This is a genomic window from Streptomyces sp. BoleA5, from assembly GCF_000373665.1.
GTDB lineage: Bacteria > Actinomycetota > Actinomycetes > Streptomycetales > Streptomycetaceae > Actinacidiphila.
On the sequence record NZ_KB892092.1, the window covers coordinates 27555 to 46559 of the forward strand.

9 protein-coding genes and 1 pseudogene are annotated in these 19005 nt (G+C 73.0%); 7 read left to right on the top strand and 3 right to left on the bottom strand.

The window, feature by feature from the left end; genetic code table 11:
• Positions 1 to 20: 20 nt before the first annotated feature.
• Complete coding sequence (locus B085_RS0107655) at positions 21 to 1190, top strand: hypothetical protein (protein WP_018557983.1); 1170 nt, start codon at positions 21 to 23, stop codon at positions 1188 to 1190.
• A gap of 71 nt (positions 1191 to 1261) precedes the next feature.
• On the opposite strand, the gene B085_RS0107660 is transcribed toward B085_RS0107655, so the two are convergent.
• A complete protein-coding gene (locus tag B085_RS0107660) occupies positions 1262 to 3481 on the bottom strand; it encodes a carbohydrate-binding protein (protein WP_026250779.1) in 2220 nt (739 codons plus the stop codon).
• 314 nt (positions 3482 to 3795) lie between these two features.
• Here B085_RS0107660 and B085_RS0107665 point away from each other — a divergent pair, with 314 nt between their 5' ends.
• Complete coding sequence (locus tag B085_RS0107665; protein ID WP_018557985.1) at positions 3796 to 4161, top strand: CU044_2847 family protein; 366 nt, start codon at positions 3796 to 3798, stop codon at positions 4159 to 4161.
• A 42-nt stretch (positions 4162 to 4203) separates the two neighbouring features.
• Positions 4204 to 8490, top strand: coding sequence for a trypsin-like peptidase domain-containing protein (locus B085_RS0107670; protein ID WP_018557986.1), 4287 nt, complete (start codon positions 4204 to 4206; stop codon positions 8488 to 8490).
• A gap of 90 nt (positions 8491 to 8580) precedes the next feature.
• Here the strand turns inward: B085_RS0107670 and B085_RS50570 are convergent.
• A pseudogene (locus tag B085_RS50570) lies at positions 8581 to 8938 on the bottom strand (transposase family protein); the annotation flags it as partial.
• Positions 8939 to 9052: 114 nt separating this feature from the next.
• Positions 9053 to 9427, bottom strand: coding sequence for a hypothetical protein (locus tag B085_RS0107675; protein ID WP_018557987.1), 375 nt, complete (start codon positions 9425 to 9427; stop codon positions 9053 to 9055).
• A 536-nt stretch (positions 9428 to 9963) separates the two neighbouring features.
• Between B085_RS0107675 and B085_RS0107680 the strand changes: the two genes are divergently transcribed.
• The 4 genes from B085_RS0107680 to B085_RS0107695 all read left to right on the top strand — a co-directional run bounded on the left by B085_RS0107680 (position 9964) and on the right by B085_RS0107695 (position 18301).
• Positions 9964 to 11487 (top strand): TIGR02677 family protein, encoded by a 1524-nt coding sequence (locus B085_RS0107680; RefSeq protein ID WP_018557988.1) that lies wholly within the window; start codon positions 9964 to 9966, stop codon positions 11485 to 11487.
• A gap of 61 nt (positions 11488 to 11548) precedes the next feature.
• Positions 11549 to 12973: a TIGR02678 family protein gene (locus tag B085_RS41660; protein ID WP_018557989.1), complete on the top strand. Its 1425-nt coding sequence runs from the start codon at positions 11549 to 11551 to the stop codon at positions 12971 to 12973.
• Entirely contained in the window at positions 12970 to 17058 is a 4089-nt protein-coding gene (locus B085_RS0107690; RefSeq protein ID WP_018557990.1) for a TIGR02680 family protein, read from the top strand. Before B085_RS41660 ends, B085_RS0107690 begins: the two co-directional genes overlap by 4 nt.
• On the top strand, positions 17048 to 18301 hold the full coding sequence (locus B085_RS0107695; RefSeq protein WP_018557991.1) for a TIGR02679 family protein: 1254 nt from the start codon (positions 17048 to 17050) through the stop codon (positions 18299 to 18301). The genes B085_RS0107690 and B085_RS0107695 overlap by 11 nt, the downstream gene beginning before the upstream one ends.
• Positions 18302 to 19005: the final 704 nt, after the last annotated feature.

The following is a 19005-nucleotide window of genomic DNA, read 5'->3' on the forward strand; positions in this document are numbered from 1 at the left end:
GGCCGATAGGCTGCAGTGTCGTGAGCGAGTACCAGTACTACGAGTTCCTCGCGGTGGACCGCCCTTTGGACGCCGACGAGATGAGCCAGGTGCGGGCGCTGTCCACTCGCGCGGACATCACCTCCACCCGCTTCGTCAACGAGTACCACTGGGGCGACTTCCGCGGTGACACGACGAAACTGGTCGAGCGGTACTACGACGCCCACCTGTACTACGCGAACTGGGGCAGCCGCCGCCTCGTCCTGCGTCTGCCCGCGGGCTCGCTCACGGCCAAGAAGGCCAACGTCTACGCCCTGGACGAGTCGCTGAGTGCCTGGACCCATTGCGGGCACACATTGGTCGACTTCTCGGTGTCCTCGGAGGACGGCGCTGAATGGGAGTTCGACACGTCCTACGATCTCTCGGCCTTCGTGGGACTGCGCGCCGAACTCGCGGCAGGGGACCTGCGGCCGCTGTACCTGGCATGGCTTGCCGGGCTCACCGTATGGGAGCTCGCCGACGACGACGAGGACGAATACGCCCGCACCGTCGAGCCGCCCGTCCCCGCGGGGCTGGCCTCACTCACCGGATCGCAGCGGGCCTTGGTGGATTTCCTGGGCGTCGACGCGGACCTGCTCGCGGCCGCCGCCGAGGGGAGCGGCCCCGCCACCGCGAACGCCGTGGACCGTTCGGCACTGGCGGCCTTCGTCGCCGGGCTTCCCGCCGCCGACAAGGACGCGTTGCTGGTCGAGGCGGCGCTGGGCACGGCGCCTTCCCCCGGCCCCCAGCTCCTGGCCCGTTACCGCGCCACCGCCGTCCCCGCCCCTCGTGGCGGAACCGCCCGGCGCTCCGCGGCCGAGCTCCTTGACGCGGCGCACCGCCGCCGCACCGAGCGCCGTCAGCACGAGCGCACTGCCCGCGCCGCGGCCGAGGAGAGCCGGGCGCGCGCCGCCGCCAAGGCACGCGAGGCGCACCTCGAACGGCTCGCCCAGGACACCGAACAGGCGTGGCGCGACGTCGACGGCCTGATCGCCCAGAAGAAGTCCGGCGCCTATGACGCCGCCGTTGCCCTTCTGATGGATCTGCGCGACCTGGAGGCCCGCACCAGCGGCACCGCTGACTTCGACCGGCGGGCCGGAGAACTGCGTGCCGCACACCGGGGCAAGCCCTCCCTCATGCAGCGCTTCGACGACATGGGTATCTCCAAGTAGCCGTCTCCTATGGTGCTCGCCGTCGCTCCCCGTGGGCGACCGGGGAGCGACGACGGCGAGCACCGTAGGCGCTACGACAGCCGCAGGTAGTCGATGTTGAAGCCGCCCGTCTCGCAGTAGAGCCTGACCACCTGGTCGCCCGCGGCCAGGGTGACCGGGACGTGGACCGATTGGTACGAGGCCCAGCCGCCCGTGTTCGGGACGGACGCGGTGGCCAGTGTCGTGCCGCTCGCGTCGCGGAAGGACAGCGCGTCCGGGATGGCCGCACCGCCGCCCGTGGCCACGCGCAGCTCCAGGTCGTACGTGCCCGCCTTCGGCACGTCCACCGCGTAGTCCAGCCAGTTGCCCGCCGCCGTCCACCCCACGTTCGCGCCGCCGCTGGCGGCGGGGTTGGCCTCGATGAAGTTGGCTCCGCCCGCCGTCCAGCCGTGCTGGGCCGCGTACGACTCCGCCTCCACCCTCACTCCGACCGGTGCGCTGTGCGGCTGTACCGTCACGTGCAGGGTCACCTCTGCGTGCGCGGCGCCGTCCGTGACGGTCACCGTCACGTCCTGCTCGCCGGCCACCGTCGGCTTGAGCGTCACCACCCCCGTGGCCGGGTCGACGGTGACGCCGTCCGGGAGGTCGGTCGCGTAGAAGGCGAGCCGGTCGCCGTCGCGGTCAGTCGCCTTGAGCGGCACCTGCGTCGTGCCGTACTGGTCGGCCACCACATCGGGCACCGCAGCCACCACGGGCGCCCTGTTGTGCGGGGGCCGGGGGATGCGCTGCTGCCAGCGGTACGTGGCGTAGGAGTTCGCCGGGACCTTCACCGCGAACGACTTGCCTGCCAGCACGACCCGCACCGTGGTGTCCGTGCTGTTGGCGTTGCCGAGGACCGCGACGAACCTGTCGGCGCCGTGCCGGTAGACGACGTTGCTCACGCCGTCCGTCGTGGCGCTCGACTCCAGCCGCACGTCGCCGGGCGCGAGGTACTTGGCGAACTGCCCCATGGTGTAGAGCTCGTCGCGGACGGTGAAGTCCCTGGTCGTGGTGTTCACCTTGACCAGGCGGTCGGGCCACTTGGTGGTCGCGGCGACCTCGTCCCAGTCGATGTCGTTGTCCCGCGCGGGCGTCCAGTGGAGCGTGCCGCCGTCCTGATCGGTGGCCTGCGCCCACAGGACGTACGAGCTCGCGTCGAGGCGGAAATAGTTCAGGATGGTCGCCGCGGACAGGTCGCTGGTCTCCGTCATGTGGACCGGCTTGCCCGTCTGCTCGAACGCGTCGCGCATGACCTTCGGGTCGCCCCAGTAGGGGTGGAACGCCACGGCGTCCGTCGCGTTCAGGACCTGCTTGCCGGTCACCGATCCGTCCGGGGCGTCGTTGAAGATGCGGTAGTAGTTCTTGGTCGCCGTGCTGTTCGGGTCGCGCCAGTCCCAGAAGTTGAAGTCGTGGACGTACAGCCCGGTGTCGAGGTCGGCCTTGCGCAGGGCCTTCTTGATCGCGACGGCGAGCTTCTGCTGCTGGGCGACGCTGATGTCCATCGCCGGGTAGACCACGTCCATGCCGGGTTCGTTCAGCAGGGTCAGGGCGTCGACGCGGATGCCGTGACGGGCGTACGCCTGCACGAACTTGACGTAGTAGCGGGCGAAGACGTCGATGCAGTCGTCCCGGAGCTTGCCGACCTGGTAGTAGTCCGTCGTGCTTCCGGGCTTGAGCGCCACCTCGCCCGTGAACCGGTTGTTGGTCTTCATCCACGCCGGAGCGCTCCACGCGGACGCGAAGAACGTCGCCTTCGGGTTGTAGCGCTGGATCAGCTTGATGGTGTCGACGATGTGCAGGTCGATGTCGCGCTGGATGGAGAAGTGCTTCAGCTGGAAGTCGTCGGTCACGCCGGCCGGAAGGTCGTCCTCCGACCAGAACGGCAGGTGCTCGATGAGGTCGGGGCTGCCGATCGTGAGGCGGAAGCGGTTCAGGCCCGCCCCGGTCTTCGGGTCGACGAGCAGCCGGACGGCCTCCTCGCGCTTGGCGGGGGTGAGCTTCCAGAGGTTGGACACGCTCGTCTCGTCCAGGGAGAACCCGATGCCCGAGTACTGCTGACGCGGGCTGCTCGGGTCGACGACGACGGTCGTGTCGGCGGGGGCGTCCGGGCTCACGGCCGGCGCCGGCTGCCACGCGTGGCCGGCCCCCGTGGAGTAGGTGCCCGCCACCGACGAGCCGTGGTGGTGCGGTACGGCGGCCGGGGCCGCGGACTCCGTGCCGGCGAGAACGACCAAGGTGAGAGCTGCGGCTGCCCCGATAAGGGAACGTCTCACGGTGTCCTTCCTTTCTGGTGGGATGCGCGGGTCGTACAGGGTCCCGATCCCTCGGACGGATCCGCCCCCTCTCCCTCCTCGGGACGCGAGCAGATCGAAACAGCCTTGTCCGCGTTCTGTCAAGACATGAAAAAAGGCGTGAAGAAAGGCGTGAAGAAAGTTCCTCCGTGCCTCCTCGGCGGGATATCGAGGTCCGCAGGCCGTCCTGGCCCGGCCGCCGCACGCATCCCCCGAACCTCCAACTTGCCCTGCCAAAGGCTCCGTTGAGGCCGTTAAGATCGCCGCACCCCGCCCCGGAGCCAAGGAGGACCGCCATGACCGAACGCCCTGTGCGCATCGTGGAAGTGCCGTTGGGCGACGGCAGCGACGACGTGATCCGGGTCCAGGTGCGCGACCTGGACGACGGTCTTGTACGGGTCGGTCGCGGCGGCCGCGCCGTGGCGCGCGCCGAACGGTCCCTCGGGCAGATGCTGGACACCGTGCGGCCCGTGGCGGAGAGCTTCGTGAGCCGCGTCCGCGGGATGGCGCACGCCCCGGACGCGGTCACCCTCGAATTCGGCGTCTCCCTGTCCGCCGAGGCGGATGTCGTGATCGCCAGCACCGCCACGGCGGCCAACTTCTCGGTCACGCTGACCTGGAACCGGGGTGACCGACCAGACCCCAACGGTCATACTCCGTAACGGAGTTGACCCACCGGGGGTCACGGGGGACCGGAGGTTGCGGTGACGGCCGAGGTGACGGCGACGGGCGCCGCGTCCCGCAGCCCCGAGGAGGCACTCGCGGCCGCCGTGGTCCGCGTCAAACGCCCCGACGGGGAACCCGTGGGTGGCGGTTTCCTTGTCGCACCCGACCTCGTGCTGACCTGCGCGCACGTGGTCAGCGACGCTCTGCGCCGGCCCCGCGAGGACGACGTGGCGGCCGGCACCGAACTCCACGTCGACCTGCCCTTCGCATCGGGCGCCGGCACCGCGGAGCTCGAGCACTGGGTGCCCGTGCGCCCCGACCAGACCGGCGACATCGCGGTCCTGCGGCTGCGCGCCCCGATACCCGGCGCCCACCCGGTGCACATGGCCGACACAGAACGCGTCTGGGGACACGACGTACGCGTGCCCGGGTTCCCCTGGCGCTCCCCGGGCGGCGTCTGGCACTACGGGCGGCTGCGCGGCGCCACCGCCGAAGGCTGGCTCCAGCTCTCGCAGGCCGACCCACACGGCGTGCCCGTCGAGGAAGGGTTCAGCGGCAGCCCGGTCTGGGACGAACAACTGCGCGCCGTCGCGGGAATGGTCGTCGTGATCCAGCCCGGCGGGGTCCAGCAGAGCTTCCTGATACCCACCCGCACCCTCGTCGGCGAACTGCCCGACCTTGCGCCCGTGGTGCGCCCCGCCACCCCCTACCGCGGCCTGTCGACCTTCCAGGAAGCCGACTCCGAGGTCCACTTCGGCCGCCGGAGCGACAGCGCTAAGGTCACCGCGCTCCTCACCGGGCCCGACCCGTGTGTCACCCTCGTCGGCCCCTCCGGCTGCGGCAAGTCCTCGCTGGCACGCGCGGGCGTGGTCCCGCGGATGCGGGAGCGTGGCCACGCCGTCGTCGTGGTCCGCGCCGGTGAGGACTCCTCCCTGCGAGCGGCGCTCGCCTCCGAACTCGTGACCGTCGTCCATCCCGCCTTGATCGGCGCCGCCAGAGCGCGGGAGGTCCGGGCCGTGGAGGACCTCCTCGCGGACCGCGGACTCATCGACGTCCTGCGCACCACCAGCGGGAAAGCGGAGCAACGGCTTCTCGTCGTGCTCGACCAGGGCGAGGAGCTCCTCGCGGAACCGGACGAAGCGGTCGGGGAGGCCGTCCGGCTGCTGTTCCCCGAGCGCCGGTCCGACGGCCTGCGGGTGCTGATCACGCTCAGGTCCGACTTCATGGACGCCGCCCTCAGCCATCCCCGCCTCGGCCCGGCACTCGGCCGCGGCAGCGTGTATCCGCTCGCCCCCATGTCCCGCGACCAGCTGGCGCAGGTGATCCTCGGCCCCCTCGAGCTGACACCGTCCGTCACCTACGACGACGGGCTCGTGGAGCGCATGCTGGACGACGCGGGGGACGGCCCCGGCGCGCTGCCGCTGCTGGGGTTCGTCATGGCACAGCTGTGGGACGGACAGGCCGGCGGCAGGCTCAGGTTCGACACCTACCGCGAAGTGGGGGGCGTGCGAGGCGCCCTGGGGAAGTACGCCGAGACCGCCTGGCGCAGCTGCGTCCGCGAGGCGGACGATGCCGAGGCCATGCGGCTGCTCACCGACCTCGTCCGCTTCCTGCCGGGCGGCGACGTCCCGATGCGCAACGCCCTGCGACAGGAGGAGGCGGGCGAGGAACGCTGGAGGATCGCGACCGCCCTCGCCCAGCGACGGCTGCTCGTCCTGCGCGGCGGCAGCGGGGAACCGGTCAGCGCCGAACTCGCCCATGAGGCACTGATCGGCGCCTGGAAGCGGCTCGAGGAGCGCGTACGGCAGGACCGCAGGTTCCTCGCCTGGCGTGCGGACCTGCGGCACGACGTGGATCGCGGGCAACTGCTGGAGGGCGAGCCGCTGGCGACGGCAGAGCGATGGCTGGCGCAACGGGGTCCCGCACTGACCGACACCGAGCGGCAATTCATCGACCACTCCGTCGGCAGACGCGCGGCCCAGGAGGAGCTCGCGAAGCGCCGGGTACGGCAGAAGCGGTGGTTCATCGGAGGGCTCGCCGTCCTGACGGTGCTCGCGCTGGTCGCCTCCGGGCTCTTTCTGTGGCGCAACGGGGAACTCGACGGCCAGCTGCGGATGGCCGCGTCGCAGCAGCTGGCGACGCAGGCCGAGCAACTCGACGACGTCTCGGTGGTGACGTCGGCCCTGTTCGCGGGGGCGGCGTACCGCACGGCCCAGGAGCCGGCGGCGCGCACCGCCTTGATCAGGCAGTACCTGCGGCTCCGGCACGTGGAGCGCGTGGTGTGGGACGACCACGCCCCGGTCCGTGATGTCGCCATGAGCGAGGACGGCCGGCGCCTCAATGTGGGCATGACCTCCGGCGACGCCGTCGGCCTCACGCTCGGCACGGACACGGTGGACCGCAGGGGCCTGCCGGGGGGCTCGAGGATCGTCGCGCTCTCGCCCGACGGGCGGATCTCCGCCCGGGCCTCCGTCAGCGGGAAGGTGTCACTGGGGATCGGGCCGAACGCGGACGGCCGCTGGCGCACGGTCGTCCTGCGGGACGGCGACGCCGTACGGGCCAACGCCCGCGCCGCCACCGACCTCCGCTTCGACGGCACCGGACGCAGGGTGCTCGCCGCGCAGCCCGGCGAAGGGGTCCTGGTCTGGGAGTCGGAGACCGGCAGGCGCGTGGGCAGGGAGCTGCGCCCACCGAAGGGCTGGCAGACGGCCCAGGCCTGGTTCGGCCCCGAGGGGACGGTGATCGGCCGGATCACCCGGGAAGGCGCGGCCGAAGGAGCCCAGGGCCGCCTGGTGCGCTGGAACCTCGCCGACGGCCTGCGGGACCCGTCGCCGTGGGGAACGGACCTGACCGGTCCTGTCACGGTCAGCGGCGACGGCCGGACGCTCGTGCGGTGCACCGCGGACGGGATCCTGCAGTCCTGGGACCTGACCGGCACGCCGAAGGTGCGCCGGCAGTACAGCACCCGGCAACTGGGCCTGGTCTGCCCGCTGTACGTGCCGCGCCTGGACCGGACCGGCCGTTTCCTCCTCAACCCGGTGCAGCGCTTCGGTACCGCGCTCGGCAGGTTCCGGTTCCTGGTGCTCGACCTGGCCGAGGGGCGCCCCGCCACCCTCGACCTGCCCGCGCCCGCCCAGCAGGACGAGTCGTTCACCGGTGACTCCCAGCTGCCCGCCGTGGCGCTCACCGGACCACCGGGCAGGCTCCGTGCCGCGGTCGGTGTCGGGGCGACGGTGATGGTGGCCGATGTTCCGGCACCGTCCGGGTTCGACAGCGCCATGCTCACCGCCCGGATCAGGACCGTGGACGCCGACCACGACCGCGTCGTCAGCGTCGACGCCGACGGCAACGCGCTGCGCCTGTGGGACCTGCGGACGCACCGCCAGCTGGCCGCGGCGCGTCCGTCCCGTCCGCTGGCCGCCCTGTACGCCACGTTCAGCCCCGACGGCACACGGGTCCTCACACCGGCCGCCGACAGCGGCTCGGTCCTGGTCTGGGAGGTGCGCGGGAACACCCTTCAGGAACGGGACCCGATCGATCTGCCGCGCCCGCCCGGCATCGACCCCACGCGCCCCGACCCGCGCTCCGGCCGTACACCGGCGTGGGTCACCACGACCTTCGACGACCGGGACCATGTGGTGATCTCCGCGTTGTCGTACGTCGTGCGCTGGGACCTGGCGCTCGGCCGGGCGGTGGGCACGCCCTACCAGCCCAGGGCCCAGGAGCCGGTCGAGGTGTCCCTCGCGGCCGCCGGCACGTGGGCGGTGGCACGCCCGGGGCACGCGCAGGCGGCCGTCCGCACACCCTCGGGGAAGTACGACATCGTGATCTGGGACTTCGAGGACGGCCGCGAGGCGGCGTCCATCGATGCCCGGAAGGTCGGTGTCGTCAAGCAGCTGGCCTTCGACCCGACGGGGCGGTTCCTCGCGGTGCTGAGCTACGAGGGCGTCGTACGGGTGTGGGACACGGACAAGCAGGGCAACGACAAGTGGCTGGAGCCGCTGACGTACCGCGGCGTCCAATGGCTCGGCGCCTTCGCATCGGAATCCACGCTGAGCACCCAGAGCACGCTGAACGAGTACACCACCTGGGACGTCCGCAGCGGCACGCAGCGCTACGCCTTCACGCCGGGGTACGGCGCGACCGCCGATCTGACCGAGAACGGCGCGTCCATGGGCGTGGTCGATGGCTCGGACGGGTACGTCCTCGAACTCGACGCGGAGCGCTGGCTGGAGAAGCTCTGCACCGTGGCCGGGCGCGGCCTCACGGCGGGGGAGAAGGCCCTGACCCCGCCGGGAAGCCGGACGGACCAGGTCTGCGACTGAGCGTTTTCAGCGTCGCCTCTCCAGGGTGAGGAAGGCGCTGACTGCTGACGCCAGGCGGTTGGGGCTGCGAGGGCGCGATGGAAGACGCGCCGGCGCCTGAGAGCGGACGTAATCGGCGATGTTGCGGTCGGCGCGGCCCACAGTCAGGTCGTGGGTCCGGCCGGGCAGCGCCCGGGAGATCCACACGATCTCGCCTCGCGGGTCGGTGATGGCCTGCGGGTTCGCACCGTGGGCGGCGGCCCTTGCCGGAGTAGTCGGCGCGGCCGTCACCGATCCGCTCGCACTCCGCGAGCGTGCCGTCCACCAGAACATACTCCGCGACCGTGGTGAACAGGGCGCGGGTCAGGCCCGGCGCGAGGTGGGCGAGGCGATCGATGACCGCGGGCACGGGGCGTGGGCGGTGCCCACGCTGATCCGGAAAGGCCGCGATCCGCGCGAGGGTGTCGTGCCACAAGCCTCAGGATCCGATGGGGCCCTGCCGGCGCGCATGGCCAGGGCCCCCACCGCTGCGCCGCCGTCCGCTGGGATACCGCCGGTTGGACAGCGGGGTGGAGACAGCGTCTCACTGGTCGAAGTAGCTGAGATCGCCCACGGTCCATGCGCTGACGTCCTTGATCGCGACTCGGTACATCCCGCCTGTCTCCGGGATCCCGAGACTGCCCTGCAGGATTCGGGCGAGATGGAAGTGCAGATGCGTGGGTGCCGCACCGGGACCGGGCCGCTTGACCCCCGGGCCGCCGGCGAAGATGTCCGAGAACGGGCCGAGACGATTCGAGTTCTTCAGGACCTCGGCCACCCGCTCCCGCCACATGGCCTCAGGGGCCAACCGCCCGGTGATGACGGCACCGCCGACGACCACCGTCAGCGACATCTGATTGCTTCGCTCGGACTCCACCGCGGCGGAGATGGCGACGAGCAGCTCATCAGGGTTCGACATGACAGCAGAGTCTATTCGGCCTCCCGTAACGGCAGGGATCTCCCTCCACGGAAGGGATGAAATCCACTTTTGCCAGAGTGGACACGTATCGCCGGCTTGGGCGTCTTCCCCGTATGGACAAGGTCCAACGAGACTCGCCAGACATGAACCGGCGGGCGACCGTAGACGAGAGTACGCAGGTCATCGGGACTCTCGAGCCGTGAAGCCGGGGTGTTCCGGAAGGTGACGAGACCGAGAGCCACACTGGGCAGCTCGCACGCTAAGGAGCCGCCAACGGCAACACCGGTTCGGCCAGTGGTTGGTACGGGAGGAACGGAGGAGCAGATGCCATCAGGATCGCCCGGCCCGAGAGGCATCTCGGCCCGGGTGACGCAAGACCCCGGATGGGATGGTGGTCGCCGGGGCGCCGCAGGCGGTGGGGCACGATCATTTGCGGTCACGTTCCGGCGCGATGAGGGCGGCCGTCGTATGCACCCGTCCGGGTGCGGCAGACTGGTGTCCGCCCGTGCTGAGAAACCAGGAAAGCCGCCGCATCCGTGCATGACGAGCCCGACGTCCCCGACACCGCGCCCGACGGTGCGTTCGGTATCGACGCCTTCACCCTCGACGACCGACTGCGGCTGTTCCACTTCGCCGCCGCCGAGAAGCGCGGCGACTACCTCTGGCTGCTGCGCGCCTTCGACCGCGGGCGGGCCAACTACCAGGTGCTGCTGCATGCTTCGGAGGCCGCCGCGCTGCTGGAGCGGATCGCCGCCGACCACCCCGCCGCCGCGGCCGTGGGTGACGTGCAGCCGCTGCTCGACGCGCTCGCCGACTGGCGGATCCTGGACCGCTCGTACGACGGGACACGCGCGGCGAACCTCGCGGAGTACCGCAACCGCCACTACGTCTACCAGTTCACCCAGGCCGGATACCGGGCGTACCGGGCCGTGGAGGACGTGCTCGGCGCGCGGCTCGAGGACGCCCAACTGTCCCGGCTCGTCTTCCCGGACGTCCTGGCCGATCTGCACGCGCTCGCCGAGGCCAACACCGCCGGGGACGCCGAGGAGGTGTACCGCAAGCTCGGCCGCCTGGACTCCGTGCTGAACGAGATGGCGCAGCGCGCCGCCCGCTTCTACCTCATGCTGGGCGACCTGGCGCGCACCAACGACACCCGGCCCGAGGTGTTCCTCACCCACAAGGACACCCTGCTGGCGCACATGCGCGAGTTCACCGCCGAGCTGGGCCGGTACGCCCCGCTGCTGGCCGAGGCCGTCGAGAAGGCCGCCGCCACCGGTGTGGAGCGCATGGTCGAGTACGCCGCCGAGGCCGACGAGCGGCTCTTCCGCAGCCCCGCCGAGCGCCTCGCGGACTGGCGGCACCGGTGGGAGGGCATCGTCCACTGGTTCGCCGAGCGCGAGCACAGCGAGGCCGAGCGACTGCAGGACGCCACCGTCACCGCCATCCGCTCCGTCCTCGCCCTGCTGCGACGGGTCACCGAGGCCCGGCGCGGCGGGGTGAGCCGGGAGAGCCAACTACGCCACCTCGCACAGTGGTTCACCTCGTGCGAAAGCGACGAGGACGCGCACGCCCTGTTCCAGGCGGTCTTCGGGCTCGGCGCGCCCCGCCATGCCGGCGTGCCGTACGCCGACCCCGAGCAGATCCCCGGCCGTGCGTCCTGGTGGGACGCCGAGCCGGTGGAGCTGGCCCGCACCTTGGTGCAGTCCGGCCGCACCCCCGCCCTGCACGGTCCCGGCCGCATCGAACGCAACGACGCGCAGCGGGCCCGGCTGCGCGCCGGGCAGCTGCAGGAACAGGCCGAGCGCAGGGACGCCGCCGCCCACCTGGCGGCGGACGGGGTATACGGCAGGACACTCGGGGAGGCCGAGACGCGGGCGCTGCTCGCCCTGCTGGACGTGGCGCTGGCCGCCCGGGTTCCCGCCAGCCGCACCGTCGCCGCCGCATCCGGGTCCGCCCACGGCGTACGCCTCACCCTCACGCCCGCCGAGGGTTCCACCACCGTCGACACCGTTCGTGGACGGCTCCACCTGGACGGGCTGCGCCTGGAGGTCACCGCATGAGCGAGCGAACGACGCCAAGGCGCGCGCCGGGCGCGTGCCCGGCCGAGCGGAGCGAGGCCGCATGAGCCGCGTCGCCGAGGACGTCTCCCCGCTCGAACTCGCCGACTACCAGAAGGCCGTACGGCTGGTCCTGCGGTATTCGCTGATCACGGCCGGATACCCGGACACCGCCGCCCTGCCCATCGTGCGCCGCTGGGCGGAGCAACTGCGCACCGACCTGATGGAGACGCTCGGCTACCGGCTGATCACCACCGCCGACACCGCCCGGCTGCAGCGCACCCAGGACAGCCTGGACCCCACCCGCCCCGCCCTCACCCGCGCGGGCCGCCCCTTCGACCGCCGCCGCTACGCCTACCTGGTGCTCACCCTCGCCGCCCTGGGCCGCCACGGTGCGCAGGTCGCCCTCGGCGAGCTGGCCGAGGCGGTCGCCGCCGACGCCGCGCGCATCGACGGCCTCGGTCTGGACACCACCCGCAAGGCCGACCGGGACGCGTTCGTCGACGCCGTCACCTGGCTCACCGAACGCGGCGCGCTCACCCTCGCCGACGGCTCCGCAACCGCCTGGGCCGGCGACCCCGAACGCGCCGAGGCCCTGTACGACATCGACCGCGAGATCCTCACCGCCGTCCACCAGCCCACCCGCGTCCTGCAGCACCTGACCTCGGTCACCGCGCTGCTGGGCTCCGGCAGCGCGCTGAGCATGTCGGCGGGCCGCGCCGCCCAGCGCCGCGACCAGGCCCGCCGCGCCCGCCGCCTGGTGCTGGAGAACCCGGTCGCGTACTACGCCGACACCGACCCCGACCTCGTCGGCCAACTGCGCGCCCCCGCCCTCACCGAGGACCTGGAACGCCTGACCGGGCTGGCGGTGGAGCGCAGGGCCGAGGGCGTCGCCCTGATCGACACCTCCGGACGACTGTCCGACATCCGCTTTCCCGGCGGCGGCACGGTCGCGCAGGCCGCCCTGCTGCTCGGTGCCCGGATCAGCGCGGCCGCACAGCGCACCGGACGGCACGCCCCGGAACTGCTGTCCGCGCCCACCGCCGCCGAACGCCTCGCGGCCCACGCCCGGCGCATCGACGACGCCCTCCCGGCGCGGGGAGCCCCGGGCGTACTGGGAGAACCGGAGCCGGACGAGCCGAGGGCCTCCCCGTACCAGGCGCAGGAGGAGCCGCCGGTGGAGGTCCGCCACCCCTTCGTCACCGACTCCTGGCTGCGCGGCAGGCTCAAGGAGATCATCGGCGAGTACGGCGCGGGCTTCTCCGCCGACCTGCGCGGCGACCCGGACCGGCTGCTCGACCAGGCCCTCGGCCTGCTGGCCGCCATGTCGCTGATCGCCCGCGTCGACGGCGGCGCCCTCGCCCTGCCGCTGCTCGCCCGCTACCGCGGCGTCACCGCCCAGGTGAAGACCCGTACCCCCGCCAGGCCACAAGGCCGCCCCTTCCCCGCACCGACCTCCGACGACATCGTGAAGGACCCGACGCAGTGAGCATCCCCGCTCAGGCCCCCGCCCCGCGCTCCCGTTACGTCCCGACCCGCGCCGGGATCGTCAACCTGTGGGACTACCGGGACGAGGAGTTCTCCTTCGCGAGCGGCTGGCTGGTGCTGCGCGGCCCCAACGGATCCGGCAAGACCAAGGCCCTCGAAGTCCTCTTCCCCTTCGTCCTCGACGGCCGGATCGACCCCAAGCGGCTCAACCCGTTCGCCGCCGAGGACCGCACCATGAAGTCCAACCTGCTCTTCCGCGGGCAGGACAGCGCGCTCGGCTACGTCTGGATCGAGTTCACCCACTCCACCACCGGCCAGGCCGTCACCTGCGGCATCGGACTGCACGCCCAGCGCCACCGGGACACCCCGGCCCGCTGGCACTTCGTCACCGAAGGCCGGGTCGGCGAGGACTTCTCCCTGCTCACCGACGACGACCGGCCGATGACCAAGAAGCAGCTCGCCGCCGAACTCGGACACGAGCTGATCGTCTCGGCGACCGACTACCGCGCCGCCGTCGACCGCCGCCTGTTCGGCCTCGGCCAGGAACGGTACGAGCAGCTGCTCACCCTGATCCTCACGCTGCGCCGCCCGCAGCTCGCCAAGAACCTCGACCCGGCCAAGCTGTCCGACACCCTCAGCGAGGGCCTGCGCCCGCTCGACGACGACCTGATCGCCGAAGCCGCCCGCTCCTTCGACGACATGGAGTCCGTCCAGCGCACCCTGGAGGGCCTGACCGCCGCCGACGACGCCACCCGGGCCTTCCTGCTCAGCTACTCCACCTATCTGCGAGTCCACGCCCGCACCGCCGCCGACCGGCTCACCACCCGCCGCGCCGAGACCGCCGACCGCACCGCCGCGCTGCACACCGCCGGCGAGGAGCTGACGGCGGCCCGCGAGCGGCAGGCCGCCGCCGGAACACGCGCGGAAAACGCCGACGCCGCGCTGGCCGCCCAGCGCGCCCGCCTGGACCAGCTCCGCGCGTCCGCCGCCTACCAGGCCGTCGAGCAGCTCGCCGACCTGGAACGTCTGGTACGCACCTGCGAGCACACGGCCCGCCAGGCGGCGGCCGAACGCGAACGCCGCACCGCCGCCACCGGCCGCGCCCGCGCCGACGCGGAGCGGGCCGAGCGCCTCGCCGCCGAACTCGACGCCGCAGTCTCCCGCGATGCCGCCGCCGTCGCCGACCACGCCCACGCCGCAGGCATCGCCTGGAGCCCCGCCGACGCCGAGCCCGGCCGGATCGGGGAGCGCTCCGCGGCACTGGCCGCCGCCCGCCAGGAGGGCGTACGGGCCGTGCGCACCGCCCAGCAGGCCTGCCGCGCCGCCGAGCAGACCCGCGACCTGGCCCGGGCCGCACTCGACCGCGCCCAGGAAGCCGTCGCGGCGGCCGAAACCGCCGAAGCCGACAGCGAGTCGGCGGTGGAGTCCGCCCGCGAACAGGCCCGCACCGCACTCGGCCAGTGGAAGGCCGTCCACGGCACGCTCCTCCCGCCGGACGGTGCCGACCGGCTTGCCGAAGCCCTGGAGCGCACCGGGGAGCCCGAGGCGGCCGGCCTCGCCGACGTCTTCGCCGAGGCCACCGCCCCGGCCGTGCAGGAACTGCGCGACACCCTCGCCTCGCTGCGCGCCCAGGCCGCCGACGTCGAACGCCGCCGCGCCGAGACCGAGGCCGAGCGCGACCGGATCGCCGCCGAGCACGACGACGCCCCACCCCCGGCCCGCGGCCGCACCGCCGACCGGACGCAGGGCCACGGCGCACCGCTGTGGCAACTCGTCGACTTCACCGACGACCTGAGCGACAGCCGGCGCGCCGGGCTGGAAGCCGCCCTGGAGGCCTCCGGCCTCCTCGACGCCCTCATCACCGCCGAGGACACCGACGTGCCCGCCGGATGCGGCGACGGCTACCTGCGCGCGGGCGAACCGGTGAACGGCCCGAGCCTGGCCGACCTGCTGCGGCCCGAGGACGGCACCGCCCTGCCCACCGAGCGGATCACCGCCGTACTGCGCTCCGTCGCCATCACCGGCGACCTCACGTCCGGCACCCCGCAGATCAGCCCGGACGGCCGGTACGCGGCCGGAGTGCTGATCGGCGCGCACAACAAGGAGCACGCCGAGTACGTCGGGGCCACCGCCCGCGAGCGCCGCCGCGCCGCCCGGATCGCCGCGTGCGAGGAGCGGATCGCCGAACTCACCGCAGCATGCGACGACCTGGCCCGCACCCAGGCCCGCACCGAAGGCACCCTGGAGGCCTACGCCGACGCCCGCGCCGCCCTGCCCCGAACCGGCGGCATCACCCGGGCGCTGCGCGAGCTCGACCGGGCGGCGGCCGCCCTGCGCGCCACCCGCGAGGCCGCCGACGCCGCACAGGGCTCGTACGACGAAGCCATCGCCGCCGGCTCGGCCGCACACCGCGCCCTGCAGCGCGCCGCCGCCGAGCACGGCATCCCCGCCGACCGGACCGACGCCGTCGAAACCGCCGTCCGGGCCTTCGAGCAGGCGGTACGCGACCTGGCCGCTCGGCGCCGCGAACACGCCGGGCAGTTCGAGGCCGCCCGGGCCGCCGCCGACCGGCTCACCGCCGCCGCCGAGGACGAGGAGGCCGCGGCGGACGCCGAACGCTCCGCACGCCGCCGCCACACCGAGGAGGCGGCCAAGCTCGACGCCCTGCAGGAGGCCGTCGGGGCCGAGGCGCAGGACGTGATGCGTCAGGTGCAGGAGACCGAGGACGGCATCGACACCCTGGCCCGGGAGGCCGAGGCGGCCCGTGCCGCCCAGCACACCGCGATCGCGGCCACCGCCGCCGCCGAGGCACGCAGTACAGCAGCCGCCGAGGCCCGGTCGGTCGCCGCAGCCGAGGAGAAGGACACCGCCCGGGGGCTGCGCCCGTACGCCGCCCGGGAACTGCTGGACATCCTGCGCTGCCCGCCGGGCCTGGCCTGGCCGGCACAGGAGGCCGACTGGACCGGCGACGACCTGCCGCCCGCCGTGGCCGCCGTGCACCAGGCCATCCTGGCCGCCACCCGCGACCTGGCGCCCACCGAGAGCAGCATCAAGCAGTCCGTCACCCGCCTCACCCGGGCCCTGGACGACCTTCAGGCCCAACTCGCCGCCGCAGGACAGGACTACCGGCCCGAATGGGACGGCTCCGACGGCGTCATCCTGGTGCGCGTCGCCGACGAGGAGGGCCCGCTGCCCGTCGCCTCCTTCGCCGAGAAGATCGCCGCCCACCGCCGCGACCAGGCCGAACTCCTCAGCGACTCCGAGCAGCGCATCCTGGAGGACGCCCTGCTCACCCGGCTCGCCCAGCAGATCCACGACCGCACCGTCGACGCCCGCGACCTGATCCGGCGCATGAACACCGACATGCGCAGCCGCACCATGTCCTCGGGCACGACCGTCGGCGTCAGCTGGCTGCTCGCGGACCATCTCGACGACGAGCAGCGCGCCGTCTGCGCCCTCCTCGACGCCGACGCCGCCCGGCTCGGCCCCGACGGGCTGACCCGGACGCGCATCCACTTCGCCACGCAGATCAAGAACGCCCGCGCCCGCCACCGCGACCTGCCCTACCGCGACCTGCTCACCCAGGTGCTGGACTACCGGCGCTGGCGGCAGTTCGCGTTCCAGCTGGTACGCCCCGACAAGTCCGAGGAGAAGCTCACCCGCGCCCGGCACAGTCGCCTGTCGGGCGGCGAGCAGTCCGTCTCGCTGCACCTGCCGCTGTTCGCCGCTGCGCACGCCATGCTCAACTCCGCCCACCCTCATGCCCCGCGGCTGCTCGCCCTCGACGAGGCGTTCGCGGGCGTCGACGACACCGGGCGGGGCGAACTGATGTCGCTGGCCGCCCAGTTCGACCTCGACCTGTTCATGACCGGGTACGACCTGTGGGCCGCGCACGCCGCCGTGCCCGCCGCCGCCCACTACGACCTCGCCCACTCGGCGATCGACCACACCGTCTCCGCGCTGCTGCTCGTCTGGGACGGCGCGCGGCTGCTCGCCGACGACACCGGCGACCTGACCGCCGCCCTCGGCTCGCCCGGCACCCGGCGCGTCCCGCCCGCCGAACGGGAGGCCGCGGTTGCCGGCTGAGGACGGACCGGCAGCATACGAGGAGCTGCGCGGCGACGGCTGGGCCCGGCTGCTGGCCGCGGCCCGGCGCAGGCTGGAGCGGACCGGCGGCGCGCTGGACGGCGACATCGGGCTGACCGCGCCCGCCGAGAGCGAACGCCGCACCGTCATCGGCATCACCGGCCGCTACCGGCCCGAGACCGTGCGGCGCCTGACCGTGCCGCTGCGCGACCTGGACGCGTACCTGCGCCACCGATACGGCACCGGCCTGACGCACACCCTCGCCCGACTCGACGGCCCGCTGCGCGACCGGCCCGCCGAACGCGCCGCCGAGGGCACCCGCCGCGCGGCGGCGCTGGACTCCGCCCGCTCCAGCCGGCTCGCCGCTCACGCCTGGTTCACCCGATGGCTGGACCGGATCGCCGCCGACGGCACCCTCACCCGCCTGGTGCGCCGCGCCGACGCACCCCTGCTCGGTGCCGCCGTCCGCGTCCTGGAAGCGCTTCCCGAGGACGCCGCACGGATCGTGCCGCTGCCGGTGCTCGCCGAACAGGCCACCGGCGACACCAAGTCTCTCGCCTCCGGCACTCCGCTGGAACAGCTCGTGCTGCGCGCGCTGGCCGAACGCGGGGACGGCGAGGTCCCGCGCGACCGGGCGGGACGGCGCGTCCTGTGGGAGAGCGCCGGAGTCATCGCCGACGACCTCGCCAGCCAGGTCCTGGTCCTGAACACCGGCGCCAGGGGCGACAGTCCGGTGTGCCGCTGGCTGCGCGAGGCCGCCGAAGCCGCCATCCCTTTCCGGCTCACCCTCCACCAGCTCGCCTCCGCCCCCGACCCGGTCATCCCGGCCGCCCGCACCGTCTTCGTCTGCGAGAACCCGGCCGTACTGCGAGCCGCGGCCGCCGAACTGCAGGAGACCGGTGCCGCCCTGGTCTGCACCGAGGGCGTACCGTCCGCCGCTTGTCACCGGCTCCTCGGCGACGCCGCCCGCGCCGGCGTGCGGCTGCACTGGCGTGCCGACTTCGACTGGCCGGGCCTGCGCATCACCGCCGCCGCCCTCGCCCGCCACGGCGCCCGGACCTGGCGGATGACCGCGGCCGACTACACCGCCGCCCTCGGCCATGGCGAGTCCACCCCCCTGGCCGGACCACCCGCGCACAGCCCCTGGGACCCCGGACTCGCCCAGGCCATGACCGGGTCCGGCCGCGCGGTCATGGAGGAACGGCTCCTGTCCGTACTCCTGTCCGACCTCGCCCGCACCTGATGCGCCGAACGATCCGCGGCCATCGGGCCGGGGACGGACCTGCCCGATGCCACCGACGAGGCGCGGAGCGGCCGAGGTCGGCGAGCAGACCCGCATCCTGTCCGCCCACGAGCGCGAGATTCCGGAGACCCCCTCATCACCGAGGTCGCCGGCACCCTCCAGGAACTGATCGGCGCAGCCGAACGCCAGGTCGCCGCCATGAACGACGAACCGCAGCAGCGGCCCACCTCCACCGGAACGAAGCTGCGCCTGGTGTGGCGGCCCTCCCCGCAAGGCCCCCCGCCGGACTCGGCCAGGCCCGTGCCCGGCTGCGCCAGTCCCGTCGGGAGAGTGGGCGTGCCAGAGCCTCCGCACCGGCGCCCGGCCTGTGCGAAGGCTCCGAGGGCAAAACAGTCCCCGGTAGATCTGCGCGTGTCCTGAAGCTTCAGTCGTCACTGTCGCCTCGGTATCGCGCCGGCTTGCCGGGGGCCTGAACCACATCCTGTCCAAGTCGCTCCCCCGACTAGACGTCCTCATCGGCTTTGCGACTCTTCCGGTGCTATGGCCTATAAACCACGATGCACGGCATATTCAGAGAGTCAATAGGTTTTTGGTAAATTCTGTAGAAAGCTCCATGTGATCACCTTCGACTGCGACATCCGGCCGGCTCTGCGGCGCTGGTGGTGCGCAACGGCGACCACCAGCCGCGGAAGGGCGCCACGTCG